This is a genomic window from Sphingomonas cellulosilytica, assembly GCF_052321755.1.
Taxonomy (GTDB): domain Bacteria; phylum Pseudomonadota; class Alphaproteobacteria; order Sphingomonadales; family Sphingomonadaceae; genus Sphingomonas.
Genome location: NZ_JBQRTT010000008.1, coordinates 83,398 through 101,667, shown reverse-complemented (window position 1 = coordinate 101,667; position 18,270 = coordinate 83,398). Strand labels below are relative to the sequence as shown.

Below are 18,270 nucleotides of genomic sequence, written 5' to 3'. Positions count from 1 at the left end.
CATGGCGGGCAAGCGCATCCTGCTCACCGGTGCCGCGGGCGGCCTCGGCGCGCCGACGACGCGACACTTTCTCAGCCTCGGCGCGCAGGTGATCGCCGCCGATCGCGGCAGCGACCGGCTGGCGGCGCTGATCGACGGCACGTCCGCGGAGCATCGCGAGCGGCTGGTCGCGCTCGACACCGACCTGTCCGACCTCCCCCGCTTCCGCGCCGATCTGGAGCAGGTCCGCGATGCGCTCGGCGGGATCGACGTGGTCATCAACAACGCCGCGATCTATCCCTCGCGCGCGTTCGAGGATTACACGATCGAGGAGCATCAGGCGGTGCAGCGCGTCAATGTCGACGCCGGCATCGTCGCGGTGCAGGCGGCGCTGCCCGGCATGAAGGCGCAGCGCTGGGGGCGTATCGTCAACATCGCCAGCGTCACCTTCTACGGCGGCTGGGCGTCGCTTTCCCCCTATGTCGCGTCCAAGGGCGCGCTGGTCGGGCTGACGCGGGCCTGGGCGCGCGAGTTCGGCGGCGACGGCATCACCGTCAACGCGGTCGCGCCCGGCGCCTTTCCGACCGATGCCGAGACGATCCATCCCGACCCCGAGGGCTATACCCGGTTCGTGCTGGATCATCAGGCGGTGAAGCGGCGCGGCACGCCCGCCGACATCGCCACCGCCCTCGCCTTCCTCGCCTCCGACGATGCGGGGTTCATCACCGGCCAGACGCTGAACGTCGATGGCGGCTGGGTCATGCACTGAAGGGATACACCCGTGGGAATCTTGAGCGGCTATCGCGTGCTCGATTGTTCGATCGCGATGGCGGGGCCGTTCGCGGCGCAGCGCATGGGCGATCTCGGCGCCGATGTGGTGAAGGTGGAACCGACCGCGGGCGAATGGCAGCGCTTTCGCTCGGCGGGCGGGGCCAACGGCAACCGCATCAACACCTCGTTCCTGTCGCTGAACCGCAACAAGCGTTCGCTGGCGATCGACCTCAAGAGCGACGAGGGCAAGGCGATCCTGCTCGAACTGGTGAAGACGGCGGACGTCTTCATCCAGAATTACCGGCCCGGCGTCGCCAAGCGACTGGGTGTCGACTACGCCACCCTGTCGGCGATCAACCCGCGGCTGGTCTATGTCTCCATGTCCGGGTTCGGTGAGAGCGGCCCCTATGTCGACCGGCCGGGGCAGGACCTGATCCTGCAGGCGATGTCGGGCGCGATGCTGTCGGCAGGGCGTGCGGGCGATCCCCCTGCCCCGGCGGGCCAGTTCCTCGCCGATGCGGTGACCGCCTATTCCGCGTTCGAAGGCGCGCTCGCCGCCTTGCTGCACCGCGAGCGCACCGGCGAGGGACAATTGGTCGAGGTCAACATGCTCGACGCGGTGGTCGCGTTCCAGATGCAGGAGATGTCGGTCTTCACCGCCGGCGGCAAGCCGCAGACGCGCTCGGCCGAGCCGCATGCGCACAGCTACATCCGCTCGCCTTATGGGGTGTTCGCGACGGCGGACGGGTTCATCGTCGTCGCCTTTGCCAACCTCAAGACGTTCGGCGAGCTGATCGGCGAACCGAGCTTCGCCGACATGGATGACGAGGCGGACAGCTGGGTGCATCGCGACGCGATCTTCGCCGCGACGCGCGAGCGGCTGGCGACGCGGACGAGTGCGGAATGGCTCGACCTGTTCCGCACGCACGATGTCTGGTCCGGCCCGGTCTACGGCTATGCCGACGTCGTCGCCGATCCGCAGATCGCGCATAACGGCACCTTCGTCGAATACGACCACCCCAGCGAAGGCCGGGTCAAGACGCCCGGCTTCCCGATCCGCTTCGCCGCGACCCCGGCAGGCGTGACGCGCGGCGCACCGCAGATCGGCGAGCACAGCCGCGAAATCCTGGGCGAGGCGGGGATGGATGCCGAAGCGATCGACCGGCTGATCGCGTCGGGCGCGGTGCGGCAGGACTGATGCGCTATCGTGGCCTGACCTGGGATCATCCGCGCGGCTATGCGGCGCTGACTGCGGCGGCGGGCGAGCTGATCGCCTGGGATCGCCAGCCGCTCGAAGGGTTCGAGGCGCATCCGATCGCCGACCTCACCGCCCGCTACGACCTGGTGGTGCTCGATCATCCGCATGTCGGCGAAGCGGTGGCGGGCGATTGCCTGCTGGCGCTGGAGGAGGTGTTCGCGCCGCAGGAGATCGCCGCCTGGGGCGAGGCGGCGATCGGGCCGTCGCTGGCGAGCTATCGGTACGGCGGCCGGCATTGGGCGCTGCCGCTCGATGCCGCGACGCAGGTGATGGCGGCACGGGCCGACCTGATCGACGGGCCGCTGCCCGATACGTGGGACGCGGTGCTGGCATTGCGCGAACCGGTGGCCCTGTCGCTGGCCGGGCCGCATGCCGCCTTGTCGTTCCAGTCGATCGCCGCGGCGATCGACGCCGGTGCGCCGCGCGATCCGGAGCGGTTCGTCGATGCGGATACCGGGCGTGCCGTGCTGGCGATCATGGCGCCGCTCGCCGCAGGTACGCCGGAGCCGGTGCGTGCGCTCAACCCGATCGGGCTGCTGGAGGCGATGACGCAGGGCGATGCGGTCGCGCTGTGTCCGCTGGTCTACGGCTATGTGAATTATGCCACGGCGAGGCGGCCGATCCGCTTCGCCGACGCGCCGGCTGCGCACACCGGCGGTCGCCGGGGATCGACGCTCGGCGGCACCGGCATCGGCCTGTCCCGGCGCGCGGCGCTGACGCCCGACCTGCTCGATCACCTGCGCTGGCTGATGGGTCCGCAGGCGCAGTCCGGCTTCATCCCCGATCATGCCGGCCAGCCGAGCCGCCGCGATGCCTGGGCGGACACGCGCGTGAACGCCGCAGCGGGCGATTTCTACCGCAACACCGCCGCCACGATCGAGCACGCTTATGTGCGCCCGCGGTTCGACGGCGCCATCGCCTTCCAGACGGACGCGTCGGCGTTGATCCGCGACGGCCTTGGCGCCGGCACCGCCCATGCCGCGATCCTAGCCGGACTGGAGGACGCCTGGCGCCGCCACCGCCCGGCCGGCGCCGAACTGTAGAAGGACCTTCCATGACCGACACCCTGCTGTTCGCCGTCGACGGAGCGGTCGCCACGATCACGCTCAACCGGCCCGAGAAGCTCAACGCCGCCACCCCCGCCATGTCCAAGGCGATCGTCGCCGCGGTGGAGGAATGCAACCGCAGCACGACGATCCGCTGCGTCATCATCACCGGCGCCGGGCCGAAGGCGTTCTGCGCCGGATCGGACATCGCGACGCTCGACAGCTATGCGACGGCGTGGGACTTCCGCAACCGCGACGATTATTGCGACGCGATCCATGCGCTGTCCAAGCCGAGCATCGCCGCGGTCAACGGCTATGCGCTGGGCGGCGGACTGGAGACGGCGCTGTCGTGCGACATCCGCATCGCGTCCGACACCGCGAAGTTCGCCGCGCCGGAGATCAAGCTCGGCTGGATCGGCGGCGGCGGCATGGCGGCGATGCTCGCCCATTCGATCGGCATGTCGAATGCGGCGCTGATGGTGATGACGGGCGATGCGATCGATGCGCAGACCGCGCTGCACTGGGGCCTCGTCAGCGAAGTCGTCGCGGCAGACGGGTTGATGGAGCGCGCCCGCGCCATCGCCACCGCCATCGCATCGCGCGCGCCGATCGCGGCCGAGACGGCCAAGCTCAACCTGCGCGCCGCGGTGTCGATGCCGCTCGACAAGGCGATGGAATATGAGCGCGACCTCCAGGCGATCTGCTTCGCCACCGAGGACGCCCGCGAAGGCCGCGCCGCCTTCGCCGAGAAGCGCGCGCCGGTGTTCCGGCGGCGCTGATCTAACACTAAATCGTTCGTGCTGAGCCTGTCGAAGCACAGGTGAGGCTTGAGGCCCTTCGACAAGCTCAGGGCGAGCGGTGTCTGTTTATCGCACGGAGCGGATCGGCAGCACGAACAGCGATCCGGCGAAGACGAAGGCGATCGCCGCGACGAACAGCACGCGATAGTCGTTGCCGGAGATGCCGAGCAGCCACGCCGCCATCACCGGGCTGAGGATCTGCGGGATGTTGACCGCGGTCGTCAGGATGCCGAGGTCCTTGCCGGTCGCCTCCGCGGCGTGCTTGCCGGTGCGCTTGGGCAGCACCTGCGTCATCAGCGCCATGTCGACCGACATGAAGGCGCCGTAGCCGAGGCCGATCAGCACGGCATAGCCGTACATCCCCTCCATCGTCGGCAGCAGCAGCGGCACGACCAATGCGACGCCCATCGTCAGGCTGGAGAGGAACACCAAGGGCTTGCGCCGCCCGATCCGGTCGGAGATCAGCCCCGATCCGAACGCCGAGATCACCAGCGCGACGAAGGTGATCGACGACAGCGTCGCGATCGTCCGGTTGGCATCGGCGGTGCTGAGGTGGATATGGTCCTGCAGGATGTAGAGCAGGTAGGTGACGATCCCCTGATAGCCCATGTAGATGGTGAAGCGGCCGAGGAACGCCCAGGCGAAATCGGGATGATCGCGCGGCGAAATCCAGAAGGAGGACAGGAAACCGCGCAGGGAGAACCGGCGGCGCACCACGGGTGCATGCACGGGCGGTTCGGGGTTGAGGATCACGAAGGCGATGCAGACCAGCGCGATGCCGCCGGCGAACAGCGCATAGGCGAGCGTCAGGTGCGCCGCGATCGATCCCGCCAGCACGATGCCGACGGTGCCGCCCGCGGTCATCCCAGCGCCGACGAAGCCCGACGCCGTGCCGCGTTCCTCGACGCGGAAGCGATCGGCGACGACGGTGGTGATCGCCGCCTGCATGGCATTGAGCGCGATCGCCGCGCCGACCCACAAGGTGGTGATGAGCCATAGGTCCTCGACCTGCGACACCGCGAACAGGCAGGCGGCGCCGGCGAGCGAGCCCAGCACGATCCACGGCGTCCGCCGGCCCCAGCGCGTCCGCGTCCCGTCCGACAGCGCACCCGCGATCGGCGTCGCCAGCGTGCTGAACACGGAGGTGACGGCAAAGACGATGGCGAGGTCGCGCGCCTTGTGCGCCGGATCGAGCGCGGCGATCTGGTTGGGCAGCAGCACCGACAGCACGCCGCAATAAAGCGCCAGCAGCACGAAGAAGACCGCGGTCAGCGATCCCAGCAGCAGCCATTTGGCGCGGCCGACGGCATGCCCCTCGCCCGCGATCAGCGCGGCGGCATCGTCGGCGTGGATCGCCATCGCCTCGTCCATGTCAGCGGGTCAGCCGCGGCGGCTGCGGCGCCGCGCCGAGGGCGTCGCGCGCGACGAGCGTCGGCTGGTGCCAATCGCGCCGCGCCGTGTCCGCCAGCACCAGGCCATGGCCGGGCGTGTCCGAACCCCAGATGAAGCCATCCTCCATGCGATAGGTCGTCTCCACCAGATGGTCGAAATTCTGATAGCTGTATTCCAGCCAGTCGACCTCCGGCAGGGCGAGTGCCATGTTGACGCCGATCTCGAGGAAGCTGTTGCCCAGCGACACCGGCACGCCCATGTCGGCGGCCAGCCAGCCGATCCGCATCACGTCGGTGACATGGCCGTGGACGTTCAGCATGTCGGTCGCGCCGGCCTGCATCAGCGAGCGCTTGCCCGAGGCGTCGAGATATTCGCCCGAGTTGACGAGCGTCGGCCCCGCCGTCTCCCGCAGGATGCGCAGGCCGTCGAAATCGTGGCGCAGCACCGGGTCCTCGACCCAGAAGATCGGGTGCCCGGCGCGGCGGAAGGCATCGAGGTTGGCGATCGTCTGCTTGGGGCTCCACGCCTCGTTGGCATCGACCATCACCAGCGCCGTGTCGCCGACTGCCTGTTTCAGCAGATCGAGCCGGTGGATGTCGCGATCGAGGTCGGGATGCCCGACCTTGATCTTGAACGCGGTGAAGCCCTGCGATGCCGCGATGCCGAACAATTCGCCGAAATCGTGATCGCTGAGATGGAAGTCGAGCCCGCTCGCATAGGCGCGCACCCGCTCCCGTCGCGCGCCGAGCAGACGCCACAGCGGCTGGCCGACCGACTTGGCGAACAGATCCCACACCGCCTGTTGCAGCGCCTCCTCGAACGGCATCGACAGCCGGCGGATATTGCCGCCGCGCGGCCGCGACACGCGATGCGCCGCCGCACCGGCGAGATCGCCCTCCAGCCCCGGCCATACTTCGGTGGCGAAGCAGTGCATCATCTCCGCCTCGGCGGGCAGCGGATGGAACAGGCTCTGGACGAAGCCCAATCCCGTGCTGCCATCCTCTCCGACCAGTTCGAGCGCGGCGACGTGGACGTCGTCGGCGCGGACCTGGCTATCGCCGATCACGCGGTCGCGCAGGAACTGGAAGCGCGTGATTCGGAAGTCGACTATACGCATGATCGGCGGTACACTCTTCCCAGATGACGAATTTGATATATCAGTCAAATTTGTAGATATGGCAGGTGGAAAAGTGGTGCAAGCGCAATCTTCGGCCGTCGATACCCGCAGCGGCACCGTCCCCGAAACGGTCCGGCTGAGCGATATCGCGTATCGCAAGGTCCTGGAGGGATTGTTCGACCGCACCGTCCCCGCGGGCGCGTTCGTGTCGCAGAACGAGCTGGTCAACCTGCTCGACATTCCCGTGCAGCCGCTGCGCGATGCGCTTCGCGTGCTGGAGGCGGAGGGGGTGCTGACCATCCACCCGCGCTCGGGCATCCAGTTCCTGAAGCCGGATCTGGAGCTTGCCCGCAGCACCTATCAGTTTCGCGCCTTCATCGAACGGCCCGCCGCGCGCGCCTTTGCCGAGACCGGCGACGCGGCCGATGTCGCGGCGATGATCGACGAGCATCGCACGCTGATGACCCGCATCGAGCAGGGGAGCTTCGATGCCGAGATCCAGGCGCAGCTCGGCCGGCTGGAGGAGCGGCTGCACGCCGGCATGATCGCCAGCCTGCGCAACCCACTGGTCGAGACGACGGCGCGGCGCCTCAACAATTACCTGACGCTGATCCGCCTCGATCGGCTGATGACGCAACCGCTGGCGCTGCGCACGCTGCGCGAGCATCTCGACATCCTCGAAGCGGCGGCGGCGCGCGATGCCGACGCTACCGAGGCGGCGATCGTGACGCATTTCCAGAACGCGCTACAGCGCATCCTGGGGATGTTCTGACGCGATGCGGGTATTCGATTCGCATGTCCACGTCTGGCGGATCGATGCGCCGGGGCACCAATGGCCGGACGCCGATTGGCCGCTGATCCACTGCGACTTCGCGCTCGACGACCTGCGGGCGGAGGCGCGCGACGTCGACCTTGCCGGCGTGATCCTGGTGCAGTCGCAGCCCGACGATCGCGATACCGACTGGCTGCTCGCCGACGCGGCGAACGACGCGCTGGTCGCTGGTGTCGTCGGCTGGGTCGACTTCACCAGTCCGCAGGCGCCCGACCGCATCGCCACGCTGGCGCGCAATCCACGGCTGCGTGGGCTCAGGCCGATGTTGCAGGGGATCGCGGATACCGACTGGATCCTCGACCGGGCGCTCGATCCGGTCATCGCCGCGATGATCGAGCATGGCCTGCGTTTCGATGCGCTGATCCAGCCGCGGCACCTTCCGGTCCTGCACGCCTTCGCGACGCGCTGGCCCGACCTGCCGATCGTCATCGATCATGGCGCCAAGCCCGCCGCGGCGGACGGGACGCTCGATCCGTGGCGCAACGATATGGCGGCGGTGGCGGCGCTGCCGCAGGTGCATTGCAAGCTTTCGGGTCTGCGCACCGAGCAGGCGCAGGGACAGGCGGCAGACGAACTCGCCCCCTATGTCGCGCACCTCGTCAGCTGTTTCGGCGACCGGCTGATGTGGGGCAGCGACTGGCCGGTGCTGCGGCATGCCGGCGATCGCTACACCGACTGGATCGCGACGGCGCAGGCGCTGACCGGCCTGACCGGCGATGCTGCGGCCAGCCTGTTCGAAGGCGCCGCGCGGCGCTTCTATGACGTCGACGCAGCATGATCCGGTGAGTTGAACGCGCAGCCCGAAAGGCTGCACACCAACGGCGTGGCTGTCAGTCGCGCAGAGGCTCGACGTCGATCGCCGAGACGATCGCCTCGCCCCCCTGCCCGCGGAAATCGAGCCGCAGCACGCCGTTCCGCGCCGGACCGGTGAGATCGACGGTGGTCGCCTTCAGCACGCCTCCGGCCAGTGAAGCCACGTCGATGCCGTCGCGCTGCGTGCCGCCGGCGATACCGGCCGCAAAGCGATGCGCGCCGGCCTTGTCCGGCTCGAACAGGTGCAGCCGCACGCGATAGCGCCCGTCGGGCAACGGCAGCGCGTAGGAGAAGGCAGCACCGGCGCGCCAGCTGGCGTAGAGGTCGGCGCGGTCGGTGCCGGTCACGATCTTGCGCGCCTTGGCGGTGCCGCCGCCCGCCGCATACAATTCGCGCTGGAACGGATTGAGCGTCGATCCGGTGCCGCCGTCGAAGAAGGTGTCGGAGCCATAGCGCGTGCCGTCCGCCAGCGTGACGCCGGTCAGCGAACCGGTGCGGACGTGCAGCGCCCGCGCCGGGCCGGCATAGGCCACGGTCGCCGCATCGCCGATCGCCTTGCCGTTGACGGTGGCGCTGACCGACAGGCGGTTGCTGCCGCGGTGCAGGCGCACGCCCGGCCAGCGGCAGATCCGGTCGACGCAGGCGGCGCTGCCGATCCGACGGCCGTCGAGCGACAGGTCGGCGGCGGCGGCATTGCTGTAGGCGGTCACGTCGATCACCGGATAGGCGCGGTCGACGTAGCGCTTGCCGGTGAGGTGGATCATCGGCGCCGGGTTCCACGCCGCCTTGTAGAAGTAGAAGGCGTCCTTGCGCGTCGCGCGGTCGAAGGTGACGAGGCCCTTGGTGTTGATATCGCTGCTGTCGCCCTCCTCGCGCAGGTCGCTGGTGGCGTCAAACATCTGCCAGATGAAGCTGCCCCACAGGAAGCCGAGCGGCGCGATGCCGCGCCACGACAGTGCGTGGACGGCGCTCTGCACCTCTTCGGGCTGCGGGCGGTAGATGCTTTCGATCCGGCCGCCGAAGGGATTGTCGGTGTGCTGCGAGGTGGCGCCGCCCGCGCCATATTCGCCGACCGCAATCGGCAGCTTCGGGCGTTCGCGATGCAGCCCGCTCAACACAGTGCCGAGCGTCGCCGCCTCCTCGGCATGGCCCGATCCGTACCAGCCCAAGTACAGATTGTAGGCGACGGTGTCGGCGGTGCCGGAGGTGCGGTCGACGCCCGTGTCGGGCTGGCCGGGCAGCGGCTCGCAGCAGACCGCGATCGTCGTCGCGCGGGTCGGATCCTCGGCATGCGCCAGCCGGTCGAGCGTGGTCATCAACGGGCGGGCGTTGGAGGGGGTGAGCCCCTTGCTCGTCCAGTTGGTGATTTCGTTGCCGATCGACCAGACCGCCACCGACGGGTGGTTGTAGTTCTGGCGGATCAGTTCGGACAATTGCTGCTTCGCGCTGGCGACCATCTCCGGCCGCGCGTCGCGCTCGCCGGGCAGCGCGGCGAGATTGACCAGCCCCAGTTCCGCCCACAGCACCATGCCGTCGCGATCGGCGAGGTCGTAGAAGGGCTTGGCATGGTTGTAGTGCGACAGGCGCACGGCATTGGCGCCCATCTCTTCGATGATCGCCATGTCCTGCGCGTGATCGGCATCGGCGAGCGCCCAGCCCTTGTCCTGCCGATCCTGGTGGCGGGTGACGCCGTGCAGCGGCAGCGGCTTGCCGTTGAGCAGGAAACCGCGCGCCGCGTCGAACGCCATCTCGCGCAGGCCGAGCGGTTCGCTGGCCCGGTCGAGCAGCCGGCCGTCGGCGCCGATCACCTCCACCGTGGTGCGATAGAGGTAGGGATCGGCGCGGCCGTTCCAGCGGCGCGGATTGGCGATCGTCAGGCTGGCGGTCGCCTCGGCGCCGCCCGATGCGGGCAGCGACACTCGGCGCTCGTCGCGCGCGACCTGTCGCCCGCTCGCATCGGCGATGGTGGTGCGCAGCGTCACCGGCGCAGGCCGCGCGGCATCGTTGCGCAGCAAGGTCCGCGCGCTCACGCTCGCGCGGGCGGCATCGAGCGCTATCGTGCGTTCGTAGATGCCGGCGCTGCCCATGTCGGCGAGGTCGATATGCTGCGGCCCGACGACGATCATGCTCGCCGGCCGGTAGAGGCCGCCATACATGAAGAAGTCGCCGGAGATCGGCACGACGTAGCGCGTCGCGCTGCCCGCGTCGGGCTTGGAATTGTCGACGCGCACGGCGAGCACGTTGTCGCCGCCGGCCTTCAGCGCCTCGGTCGCATCGAAGCGGAAGCGGGAAAAGGCGCCTTCGTGCCGCCCGAGCCGGACGCCGTTGAGCCACACGTCGGCGACGATGCTCGCCGCGTCGAACTGGAGATAGAGCCGCTCGCCCGCGGCCATCTGAGGCGCGGCGAAGCGCAGGCGGTACCAGCCGATGCCGCGCACGGTGTTGGCATCCTTGCGGCGGGTGACGCCGTAATTGCCCAGCCTGTTCCAGGTATGCGGCACCGCCACCCGTTGCCAGCCCTCGTCGTCGAAGCGCGGCTCGGCGGTCGCCGGGCCTGGATCGCCGAGGTGGAAGCGCCAGCCGCCCGCCAGCGCCGTCTCGCGCCGGTCGGCGCCCGCCGTGCTCGCCAGCAGCGATGCGAGCGCCAGCGCCACGCCTGCGATCCGGTTGCGGTTGTGGGCCATCACGGCGTTCCTTCGGGATGATGCGGGAGGTAGCGGTCGGCAAAGGCGATGTAGCTCGCCCAATCCCGATCGGTGATGCCGTGCGGGCCGGTGCGCAGGTGATAGGCGATGCGCGAGAGCACCGGCCGGTCGGGCGGCGGCATCGCCGCGGCATCGAGGCCGCCGACGCCGAGCAGGCGATAGACCGGGTCGGCGCATTTGGCGGCAAGGAATTCGCCGCGGGGATCGGACCACCAGTCGTCGCTGGCGCTGGCGATGAAGACCGGGCGCGGCGCGATCAGCGCGACCAGTTCGTGCGCATCGACCGGCAACTCCGCCTCACGCTCGGCATAGGTCTTGAAGACGGGGGCGAACCAGTAATCGTTCATCACCCGGATCGTCTCGCCGAAGCGGCGGCGGTACAGCGAGGCGCCGCCCTCGCCCGAATCGTTGGCGATCACCGCGGCGAAGCGGGTGTCGTTCGCCCCCGCCCACAATGCCGCCTTGCCGTAGCGCGAATGGCCGATGACGATCATCCGCCGCGCGTCGACGTGTGGATCGGTGGCGAGATAGTCGGCGACGCGGCTCAGCCCCCAAGCCCAGGTGGCGATCGCGCCCCAGCGGTCGGGCGCGCCGAAGGCGGTGCGGTACCAGGGCTGGATGCTTTCGGCGAACTTGCCGCGCTCGTCGGCATAGAGGTCGCCGGTGAAATAGGTGGCGACGCCATAGCCTGCGCGGAGCAGCGTCGCCACCGGCCATTCGGCCGCGTCGATGCCGCGCGAGGCCGCCGAGGCGCTGCCCTTGGCGATGCCGGTCGCCGGCGTCACCCAATTGTGGGTGATGCGGATCGCAGGGTCGGCGTTCACCGCCTGGTTGCCGTGGAAATTGGGAGCGACGAACACCGGCACCCGCCCCCTGGCCTGCGCCGGCAGGTAGAGCAGCACGGCGATTTGCGGCCCCTGTTCGGTCCCGTCGAGCAGCACCCTCACCTGGCGGCGGACCGCCAGGCCGCCGAGCGCGGCGCGATCCTCGTCGGTGACGCGGAACCGCATGTGCCGCGGCGGCGGCGGGCTGACCCCGTAGATCGCGTGCGTGAAGGCGGCGAGCAGTTCCGGCCGCCGCTCCTGCCGCCACATCGCGGCACTCGTCACCCGCCGCCCGTCCGCCATCACCAGCGGATCGGGCAGCGTATAGGCCGGTACCTTCGCCTCGTCGCGATTGCCGTCGAGCTGCGCCGCCGCCGGGGCGGCGAGCGCGAGCACGAAAGCGAGAAGCGCGGCGCCGATCCGCATCAGAAGTTGAGGTGGAAGCCGAGCTGGTAGCTGCGATCGAGCTGGTTCGACAGCGTCGGAATATCGGGCGTGCCGTAATATTGCACCTGATAGGCCGACGACAGGTTCACCGCATCGAACTTGATCGCGACATGCTCGTTGAGATTGTACGTCGCCGAGAAATCGAGCGATTCCTGCGGCGCGTTCCACAAGGTCCGCCCGGCCGTATCGGCGAAGTTGGTCTGCACGCTGCGCGAGCGCCAGTTGTACGAGGCGTGCAGCGATACCGGTCCCTTTTCGTAGATGCCGGTGATGTTGTAGGCGTCCTTCGACAGGAGATCGGCCGGCACCTGCACCGGCTGTCCGACGACCGGCAACGAGCTGTAGACGTGGGTGTAATTGCCCTGCACGCCGAACCCGCTGAGCAGGCCGGGCAGGAAGTCGAAGAACTGTTGCAGCGTGACCTCCACGCCCTTGATCGTGCCCGCGCCGGTGTTGCGCGGCCGGGTGATCTGGTACGGCAGGCCGTCGATCTGCTCGGTCACCGCGAACTTCTGCGTAAAGCCGGTGACGTCCTTCTGGAACGCCGCGACCGCCGCGTAATTCGATCGGCCGTAATAATATTCCAGCGAGGCGTCATACTGATCCGCCCTGGTCGGCGACAGGTTCGGGTTGCCGCCGCTGCCGGTCTGCGACTGGACGTTGAGCACCAGCGCGGGTGACAGGTTGCCGAATTCCGGCCGGGTGATCGCCTTCGAATAGGCGAGGCGCAGGAACAGGTCGGGCGTCAGCTTGGCACGGACGTTCACGCTGGGGAGCCAGTTGTCGTAGGTCGTGCTGCCCTGCACCGGCGTGAAGGTGGAGCCGGTCTGCGCATAGACCGCCTGCCTGTTGCGCGTGGAGACGTAGCGCAGGCCGACGTTGCCGTCGATCGGCAGGCCAAGATCGAAGGCGAATTGCGCCTGCGCATAGCCCGCCCACACCGCTTCGCGATATTCGTAATGGTTGTTCAGCGGATAGGCGGGATCGCCATAGGTCGCGCCGACGAGGTAGCGGGTGCGATGCATGTCCTCCAAAAAGCTGTTCTGGATCTGCACCCACTGGTTGATCGGCACGTCCTTGTTGGTGAACAGGTCGTCGGGCGTCAGCTGCGTCACCGCACCGAGCGGCTGCGCCAGCGTCACCGTGCGGCTGATGCTGTAGACGTCGTTGATGACGGTGTGATGCGCATAGCGCGCGCCGACCAGCAGCGCGGTGATCGGCCCGCCGGTCAGTTCGTACTTGCCGTCGAGCCGGAACGAGGGTTCGCGCCCGAGGCTCTGCTGGCCGAGGTCGGAATAGCTGACCGCGCCGGTATAGGAGGCGGGGTTGGCGAGATCGACGCCGGTTACCCCGACGATCGGCGTCGAGCCCGACAGGTCGACCGTCGCGCGCGGCGCCCGCGTCTGGATCACGACGCTGCGCGAATAGAACGGCCCTTCGCTCTTCATATAGGCCGCCTCGCCAGCGAGCGAGAAGGCGCCCGCCGACCAGTTGAAGCCGAGCGACGCGGAGAGGTTGTGATAGGGGTTGTCCGACGCGCCGGTCGAGGAGCGGACCAGCGCATTGGCGAGCGTATATTGGTCCGGGATGTTGCTGTTGGGCGCCTGTTTGAAGGTGAACGGCCCGACGCCCGTCGCGCCGTCGGTCTGCACCGACAGTTGCTGCGTATAGCTGCGGCCGCCCGAATAGCTGTAGGTCAGGTCGCCGTGGACCTCCAGGTTCGACGAGGGCTTCCACTGCACCGCGCCATAGGCGGTCGAGCGGACCCGGTTGCCCGTTTCGTAGCGCGGGCGCACCTGGCTCGGCAGCGTCACCGTGTCGCCGGCGTCGTTGGGGAACACGCCGTCGCCATCGCGGTCGTAGAGATTGCGATTGTCGGCATAGGCGTTGGTCGACACCTGATAGCCCGCCGAATAGACGCGTTCGAACTGGCCGCCGAACAGCAGGCCGACCTCGCCCACCGGCGTATCCCAGCGATTGCTGACCACGCCCGAGATGCGCGGCGAGGCGCGATCCTGGAAGTCGCTGTAATTGCCCGACGCGGTGAGCGCGAAATGCGGCCCCTTGAAGTCGAACGGGCGCGCGGTGTGGATGTTGATGAGGCCGCCCAGCCCGCCCTCTATCTGGTCGGAGGTGGCGGTCTTGTAGACATCCAGGCCGGACAGGATGTCCGACGAGAAATCGAGCAGATTGGCGCTGCGGTTGGTGGTGGTGAACAGCTGGCGGCCGTTGACCGTGGTCAGCACCTGCTTCAATCCGTGGACGACATAGCTGTTGCCCTCGCCGCGGGTGTTGCGGGAGATCTGCACGCCGGGAATGCGCTGCAGCGTCTCGGCGATGTTGGTGTCGGGCAGCTTGCCGATATCCTCGGCGACGATCGAATCCTGGATCTGGTTGGAATTGCGCTTGAGGTTGGCGGCATTTTGCAAGGTCGCGCGCAGGCCGGTGACGACGATATCGCCATCGGGCTCCGGATCGCCCGCCGCAGCCTGCGTTCCCGCCGCGCCGCCGGCCAGCGCCTTCTGCGCCGGATCGGTCTGGGCCGCGGTGCTGGACGCCGGGGTGTCCTGCGCCTGCGCGGTGCTCGCGAACAGCGCCACCGCGCCCACCGACACCAGAAGCTGCAACTTGCTCGTCATCGACCTCTCTCCTGACACGACCCGTACGGCCGGCCGATTATCGGGATATCAATGAACATTCTTGATATCTCAGTCAACGATAATGTCAGGCCAACCGGCGTTTCCGGTCAGTCCACACGCAGCGAGTCGATGGCGACGGGCGCGTCGGTCGCCAGCGTCAGGCGATAGGTGCCGGCGTTGATCATGCCAGGGGTTGCGACCGTCACCTCCTGCCACCCGCTTGCCCCAACGAAGGCGACGGGCAGGCGTGCGGTGACGAAGCCGCTGGCATCCTGCAGGCGCAGCTCCGCCTTGCCCGCCGCCATCGCCCAATAGCGCAGGCGGAAGCGGTGCTGCCCGGCGACATCGGTCTGGACGCTCCAGCCGATCGTCGCCGGCCCCTGCCCGGTGGCGACATAGCCCTGCCCGCCATAGCCCTTCAGCTGGGTGGCCACCGTCGCCCCGGTCAGCGTCGCCGCCTCGGCCTCCTTCAGCCCGGCATCGCGGGCGAAGCTGAACTGGCCAGGCGCATAGGGCGAGACGAGGTCACGCCTGACCAGCATCGCGGCGCCCGCCGGTATCGCCAGCGTGGCACCGGCGGCGATGCTGCGCGTCGCGAGGCGGACCGGCGTCACGCCGCCGTTCGCCGCCAGCGCCGCCGCGTCCCCGGCGTCATGCCAGCCGGCCGGCACCGCGGCACCCGCATCCAGCATCAGTGCGGCGATCACCGGCACCCGCGCGCGGACGCTACCGGCGGCAGCGCTCGTCAGCATGTCGGCATCCAGCCAGGCATGCGGCAACCGGGTCCACCGCGCTGCCCCGCGCACCGGCACCGCATCGCCATTGTCGATGTACGTGCGGATCACGACCGCGCCGGCGAGCGGCGCGACCAGATCGCTGGCGGCATCGGCGGGGATCGCCTGCGCACCCGAGCCCGGCTCCGCGGCGATGGCGATGGCGGCAAGCACCGCCTGCCCGGCGTCGATCCGCGGGAAGCTCACCTCCATCTCGCCGCCGGTCGACGTCACGCTCACCACCTTGCGAAGCGCGGTGTCGAAGCCCGCCTCGGCGAAGATGTCGAGATCGCGCAGCACCGTCCGCCCGTCGATCGCCACGTCGAACCGGCGCCAGCCGCGCGCGTCGATCCCGGCGCGGCCGTACCAGGGCTCGACGAAATACAGTTCGACCCGGTAGCGCCCCTTGGGCACCGTGAAGCGGTAGCGCAGCGCCTCACGTCCGTAGCGATAGGTCTGGAACAGCGCCGGGCTGTCGGTGCCGGCGATCGCGTCGAAGGTCTTGCGGCGGCTGCCGAGCGCGGGATCGAGCTCCGGATAGGCATCCGCCCAGCTGGTCCAGCCCCAGCGCGCGCCCTGTGTCCAATGTCGATCGGCCGCCCAATGCTGGCCGGCGGCATCGGTCAGCGCCGGGCCGCCGGCATTGACGCGGTAGAGGTAGGTGAGCCCGGCCGCCCCCCCGGTCAGCGCCGGGCCGCTCGCCGTCTTGGCGTCCGGTGCCGGCGGCAGCAGCGGCAGGGTGATGCTGTCGCTCGCCGCGACCTTGCCATGGATCAGGCAGGTCGCCGCCAGCGTGTCGTAGCGGACCGGCACGCCGTCCCAGCGGAAGCGCTGTTCGCGATCCCGCTGCCGCCGCCCGAGCGAAAGGCGGCGCGCCGCGTCGTTGAACAGTTCGACCGTGTCGCAGTTCGAATAGACCTCGATCCCCGATCGCACGCCGGGCGTCGCCCAGCGGTCCGGCCAGGTGTGCGAGACGATATAGGCCATCGGCGCGACACGCGCCGGCACCTGCCGCGCGCGGAACATGTAATAGACGTCGAGCGGCTCGCCCCACAGGGTCATCAGCCCCTTGTTGTTGGCGGGGCCGACATGGTCGAGTTCGCGCAGGCCATCCCAGATCTGCGTGCCGTCGCCGCGCATCGGCCGGCCGGGATTCTCGTGCGTCGCGAGCAGCCAGTGGAACTGGCCGACGCTGCGATCGGCGACGCTGTCGGCAAGGCGGGCCTTCGTCTGCATCAGCGCAGCCATGCGGTCCTCGGTGAAGCCGGGGTCCTTGGCATCGGCCTCGGCGTGCAGTTCCAGCGTGCGCCACGCGCCATATTCGCCGACCAGCGCCTGCTTCACCACCTCGTCGGCATAGAGGTTGGGGTCGCCGCCATAGGTGCCGGACCAGTTCTGCGGCACGTTCCAGTCGGTGCCCTCGCCGCCGTTGCAGGTCGTCACCAGCCGCTGCACCGATGCGGTCGGATCGAGCGCGCGGATCACCGCCATCGCCTCGGCGGCAAAGGCGGCGGGCAAGCGGCTTTCGTTCTGGAGGCCCCAGAGGAACACTGCCGGATTGTTGCGCCGCTCGCGCACCCAGTCGGCGACCAGCGCCTTGAAGTTGGCGCGGAATGCGGGATTGTCCATCCACAGGTGCGAGCTGAACTGCGGCCACCACAACAGGCCGTCCTGTGCGATCCGTTCGCCGTAGCGCAGGTTGTGCGGGTAGTGCGCGTCGCGGAAGGCGTTGAAGCCTGCCGCCTTCACCTGCCCCAGCCGCGCGGCGATCTGTGCGGGCGAGAAGGCGTGCGAGCTGCCGAGCAGATGCTCATATTCGCCGACGCCGCGCACTGCGAAGGGCTGGCCGTTGACGAACAGGCGCCGCTCGCCCGCGGCATCCTTGCGCACCTCGACCTCGCGGATGCCATAGGGTGTCGATTGCTCGTCGATCACGCGCCCTTCCGCGATGATCCGCGCGCGCAGCGTATAGAGCGTCGGGCTGGCCGGCGACCACAATCGCGGCCGGACGATCGGCGGCAGCGCGCTCTCCAGCGTTTGCGCCGTACCGGGCGCGAGCGTGACGTCGGCGCGCTGTTCGGCGACGACACGACCGGCGGGATCGACCATCTGCCCGACGACGGTTACCTGTCGCGGCGCAGCGGCGCGGTTCTCCACCTCCATCCGCAGCGTCAGCCGCGCGGCATCGGCGGTCACCGCGCCGAGCCGCCCCCAGGCGTAGACGCCGAACGGCCGCACCCGCACCGCGGCGCTGCGCACCACGTGGACGGGGCGAAAGATACCGAAGGGCTGCGAGCCTTCGCAGCAGCCGCCGTCCGCCTGGTCGTCGCCCGACACCCACGGCAGGTCGGTGATCCCCGCCGGGTTGTCGACGCGCACCGCGAGCAGATTGTCGCCGCCCCGCATCGCGTCGGTCACGTCGACCTCGAAGCTGGTCAGGCCGCCGCCGTGCCGCCCGACCGGCCGGCCGTTGAGCCACACGATCGCATAGCTGTTCACCCCTTCGAACCGCAGCGCCACCCGTTCGTCGCCGCGGCGGGCGGCCAGCGTCAGGTGCGTGCGATACCAGGCGGTGCCGTGCCGCGCGCCCTTCACCACCTGCCGGTCATAGGCATACCCCTGCCAGTTGTGCGGCACGCGCACGCTCGCCCAGCGGCTGTCGTCGATGTCCCGCCGTTCCAGCCCGGCGGGCGCATCGCGTTCGAACAGCGTCGATCGCCACGTCCCGGCGATGATCCGATCGTCACGCGGTGCTGCCGACGCGGCTCCCGTCCAGACCGACAGCAGGGCGAGCAGCGTGATGAATCCTCTCATGCACTGATATCTCGCAGGTTGCCTTTGATATGGCAACGGCGTTAAGCCCTTGGCAAATCG

At 69.1% G+C, this 18,270-nt stretch carries 12 protein-coding genes; 6 read left to right on the top strand and 6 right to left on the bottom strand.

What is annotated here, in order from left to right:
• Nucleotide 1 precedes the first annotated feature (1 nt).
• The 4 genes from ACTZQ5_RS12530 to ACTZQ5_RS12515 are packed head-to-tail and all read left to right on the top strand — an operon-like array spanning nucleotide 2 to nucleotide 3,833.
• Entirely contained in the window at nucleotides 2–748 is a 747-nt protein-coding gene (locus ACTZQ5_RS12530) for an SDR family NAD(P)-dependent oxidoreductase (protein ID WP_443585522.1), read from the top strand.
• A 12-nt stretch (nucleotides 749–760) separates the two neighbouring features.
• On the top strand, nucleotides 761–1,948 hold the full coding sequence (locus ACTZQ5_RS12525; protein ID WP_443585521.1) for a CaiB/BaiF CoA transferase family protein: 1,188 nt from the start codon (nucleotides 761–763) through the stop codon (nucleotides 1,946–1,948).
• Complete coding sequence (locus tag ACTZQ5_RS12520) at nucleotides 1,948–3,051, top strand: carbohydrate ABC transporter substrate-binding protein (protein WP_443585520.1); 1,104 nt, start codon at nucleotides 1,948–1,950, stop codon at nucleotides 3,049–3,051. Before ACTZQ5_RS12525 ends, ACTZQ5_RS12520 begins: the two co-directional genes overlap by 1 nt.
• Before the next feature lie 11 nt (nucleotides 3,052–3,062).
• A complete protein-coding gene (locus ACTZQ5_RS12515) occupies nucleotides 3,063–3,833 on the top strand; it encodes an enoyl-CoA hydratase/isomerase family protein (RefSeq protein WP_443585519.1) in 771 nt (256 codons plus the stop codon).
• An 87-nt stretch (nucleotides 3,834–3,920) separates the two neighbouring features.
• Here ACTZQ5_RS12515 and ACTZQ5_RS12510 read toward each other — a convergent pair whose 3' ends face one another.
• Together ACTZQ5_RS12510 and ACTZQ5_RS12505 are read right to left on the bottom strand one after the other, a co-directional pair.
• Nucleotides 3,921–5,213: an MFS transporter gene (locus ACTZQ5_RS12510; protein WP_443585518.1), complete on the bottom strand. Its 1,293-nt coding sequence runs from the start codon at nucleotides 5,211–5,213 to the stop codon at nucleotides 3,921–3,923.
• A 13-nt stretch (nucleotides 5,214–5,226) separates the two neighbouring features.
• Nucleotides 5,227–6,363, bottom strand: a complete 1,137-nt coding sequence (locus ACTZQ5_RS12505) for a mandelate racemase/muconate lactonizing enzyme family protein (protein WP_443585517.1) — start codon at nucleotides 6,361–6,363, stop codon at nucleotides 5,227–5,229.
• Between the two features lie 58 nt (nucleotides 6,364–6,421).
• On the opposite strand from ACTZQ5_RS12505, the gene ACTZQ5_RS12500 reads away from it, so the two are divergent.
• Nucleotides 6,422–7,135 carry a GntR family transcriptional regulator gene (locus ACTZQ5_RS12500; RefSeq protein WP_443585516.1) on the top strand — a complete coding sequence of 238 codons (714 nt, stop codon included), beginning with the start codon at nucleotides 6,422–6,424 and terminating at the stop codon, nucleotides 7,133–7,135.
• A 4-nt stretch (nucleotides 7,136–7,139) separates the two neighbouring features.
• The gene (locus ACTZQ5_RS12495) at nucleotides 7,140–7,973 is read left to right on the top strand and encodes an amidohydrolase family protein (protein ID WP_443585515.1); all 834 of its coding nucleotides are present in this window, start codon (nucleotides 7,140–7,142) and stop codon (nucleotides 7,971–7,973) included.
• Between the two features lie 52 nt (nucleotides 7,974–8,025).
• Here the strand turns inward: ACTZQ5_RS12495 and ACTZQ5_RS12490 are convergent, their stop codons facing one another.
• The 4 genes from ACTZQ5_RS12490 to ACTZQ5_RS12475 form a co-directional block, all read right to left on the bottom strand.
• The gene (locus tag ACTZQ5_RS12490) at nucleotides 8,026–10,692 is read right to left on the bottom strand and encodes a glycoside hydrolase family 2 TIM barrel-domain containing protein (RefSeq protein ID WP_443585514.1); all 2,667 of its coding nucleotides are present in this window, start codon (nucleotides 10,690–10,692) and stop codon (nucleotides 8,026–8,028) included.
• Nucleotides 10,692–11,963, bottom strand: a complete 1,272-nt coding sequence (locus ACTZQ5_RS12485) for an alpha/beta hydrolase family protein (RefSeq protein ID WP_443585513.1) — start codon at nucleotides 11,961–11,963, stop codon at nucleotides 10,692–10,694. The genes ACTZQ5_RS12490 and ACTZQ5_RS12485 overlap by 1 nt, the downstream gene beginning before the upstream one ends.
• On the bottom strand, nucleotides 11,963–14,623 hold the full coding sequence (locus tag ACTZQ5_RS12480; RefSeq protein WP_443585512.1) for a TonB-dependent receptor: 2,661 nt from the start codon (nucleotides 14,621–14,623) through the stop codon (nucleotides 11,963–11,965). The genes ACTZQ5_RS12485 and ACTZQ5_RS12480 overlap by 1 nt, the downstream gene beginning before the upstream one ends.
• 107 nt (nucleotides 14,624–14,730) lie before the next feature.
• The gene (locus ACTZQ5_RS12475; RefSeq protein WP_443585511.1) at nucleotides 14,731–18,210 is read right to left on the bottom strand and encodes a malectin domain-containing carbohydrate-binding protein; all 3,480 of its coding nucleotides are present in this window, start codon (nucleotides 18,208–18,210) and stop codon (nucleotides 14,731–14,733) included.
• Nucleotides 18,211–18,270: the final 60 nt, after the last annotated feature.

Bases quoted from the DNA above. Each gene is read 5' to 3' on its own strand.
- ACTZQ5_RS12530 (WP_443585522.1), top strand. From the start codon at position 2: ATGGCGGGCAAGCGCATCCTGCTCACCGGTGCCGCGGGCGGCCTCGGC.
- ACTZQ5_RS12520 (WP_443585520.1), top strand. From the start codon at position 1,948: ATGCGCTATCGTGGCCTGACCTGGGATCATCCGCGCGGCTATGCGGCG.
- ACTZQ5_RS12515 (WP_443585519.1), top strand. From the start codon at position 3,063: ATGACCGACACCCTGCTGTTCGCCGTCGACGGAGCGGTCGCCACGATC.
- ACTZQ5_RS12510 (WP_443585518.1), bottom strand. From the start codon at position 5,213: ATGGCGATCCACGCCGACGATGCCGCCGCGCTGATCGCGGGCGAGGGG.
- ACTZQ5_RS12505 (WP_443585517.1), bottom strand. From the start codon at position 6,363: ATGCGTATAGTCGACTTCCGAATCACGCGCTTCCAGTTCCTGCGCGAC.
- ACTZQ5_RS12500 (WP_443585516.1), top strand. From the start codon at position 6,422: ATGGCAGGTGGAAAAGTGGTGCAAGCGCAATCTTCGGCCGTCGATACC.
- ACTZQ5_RS12495 (WP_443585515.1), top strand. From the start codon at position 7,140: ATGCGGGTATTCGATTCGCATGTCCACGTCTGGCGGATCGATGCGCCG.
- ACTZQ5_RS12490 (WP_443585514.1), bottom strand. From the start codon at position 10,692: ATGGCCCACAACCGCAACCGGATCGCAGGCGTGGCGCTGGCGCTCGCA.
- ACTZQ5_RS12485 (WP_443585513.1), bottom strand. From the start codon at position 11,963: ATGCGGATCGGCGCCGCGCTTCTCGCTTTCGTGCTCGCGCTCGCCGCC.
- ACTZQ5_RS12480 (WP_443585512.1), bottom strand. From the start codon at position 14,623: ATGACGAGCAAGTTGCAGCTTCTGGTGTCGGTGGGCGCGGTGGCGCTG.
- ACTZQ5_RS12475 (WP_443585511.1), bottom strand. From the start codon at position 18,210: ATGAGAGGATTCATCACGCTGCTCGCCCTGCTGTCGGTCTGGACGGGA.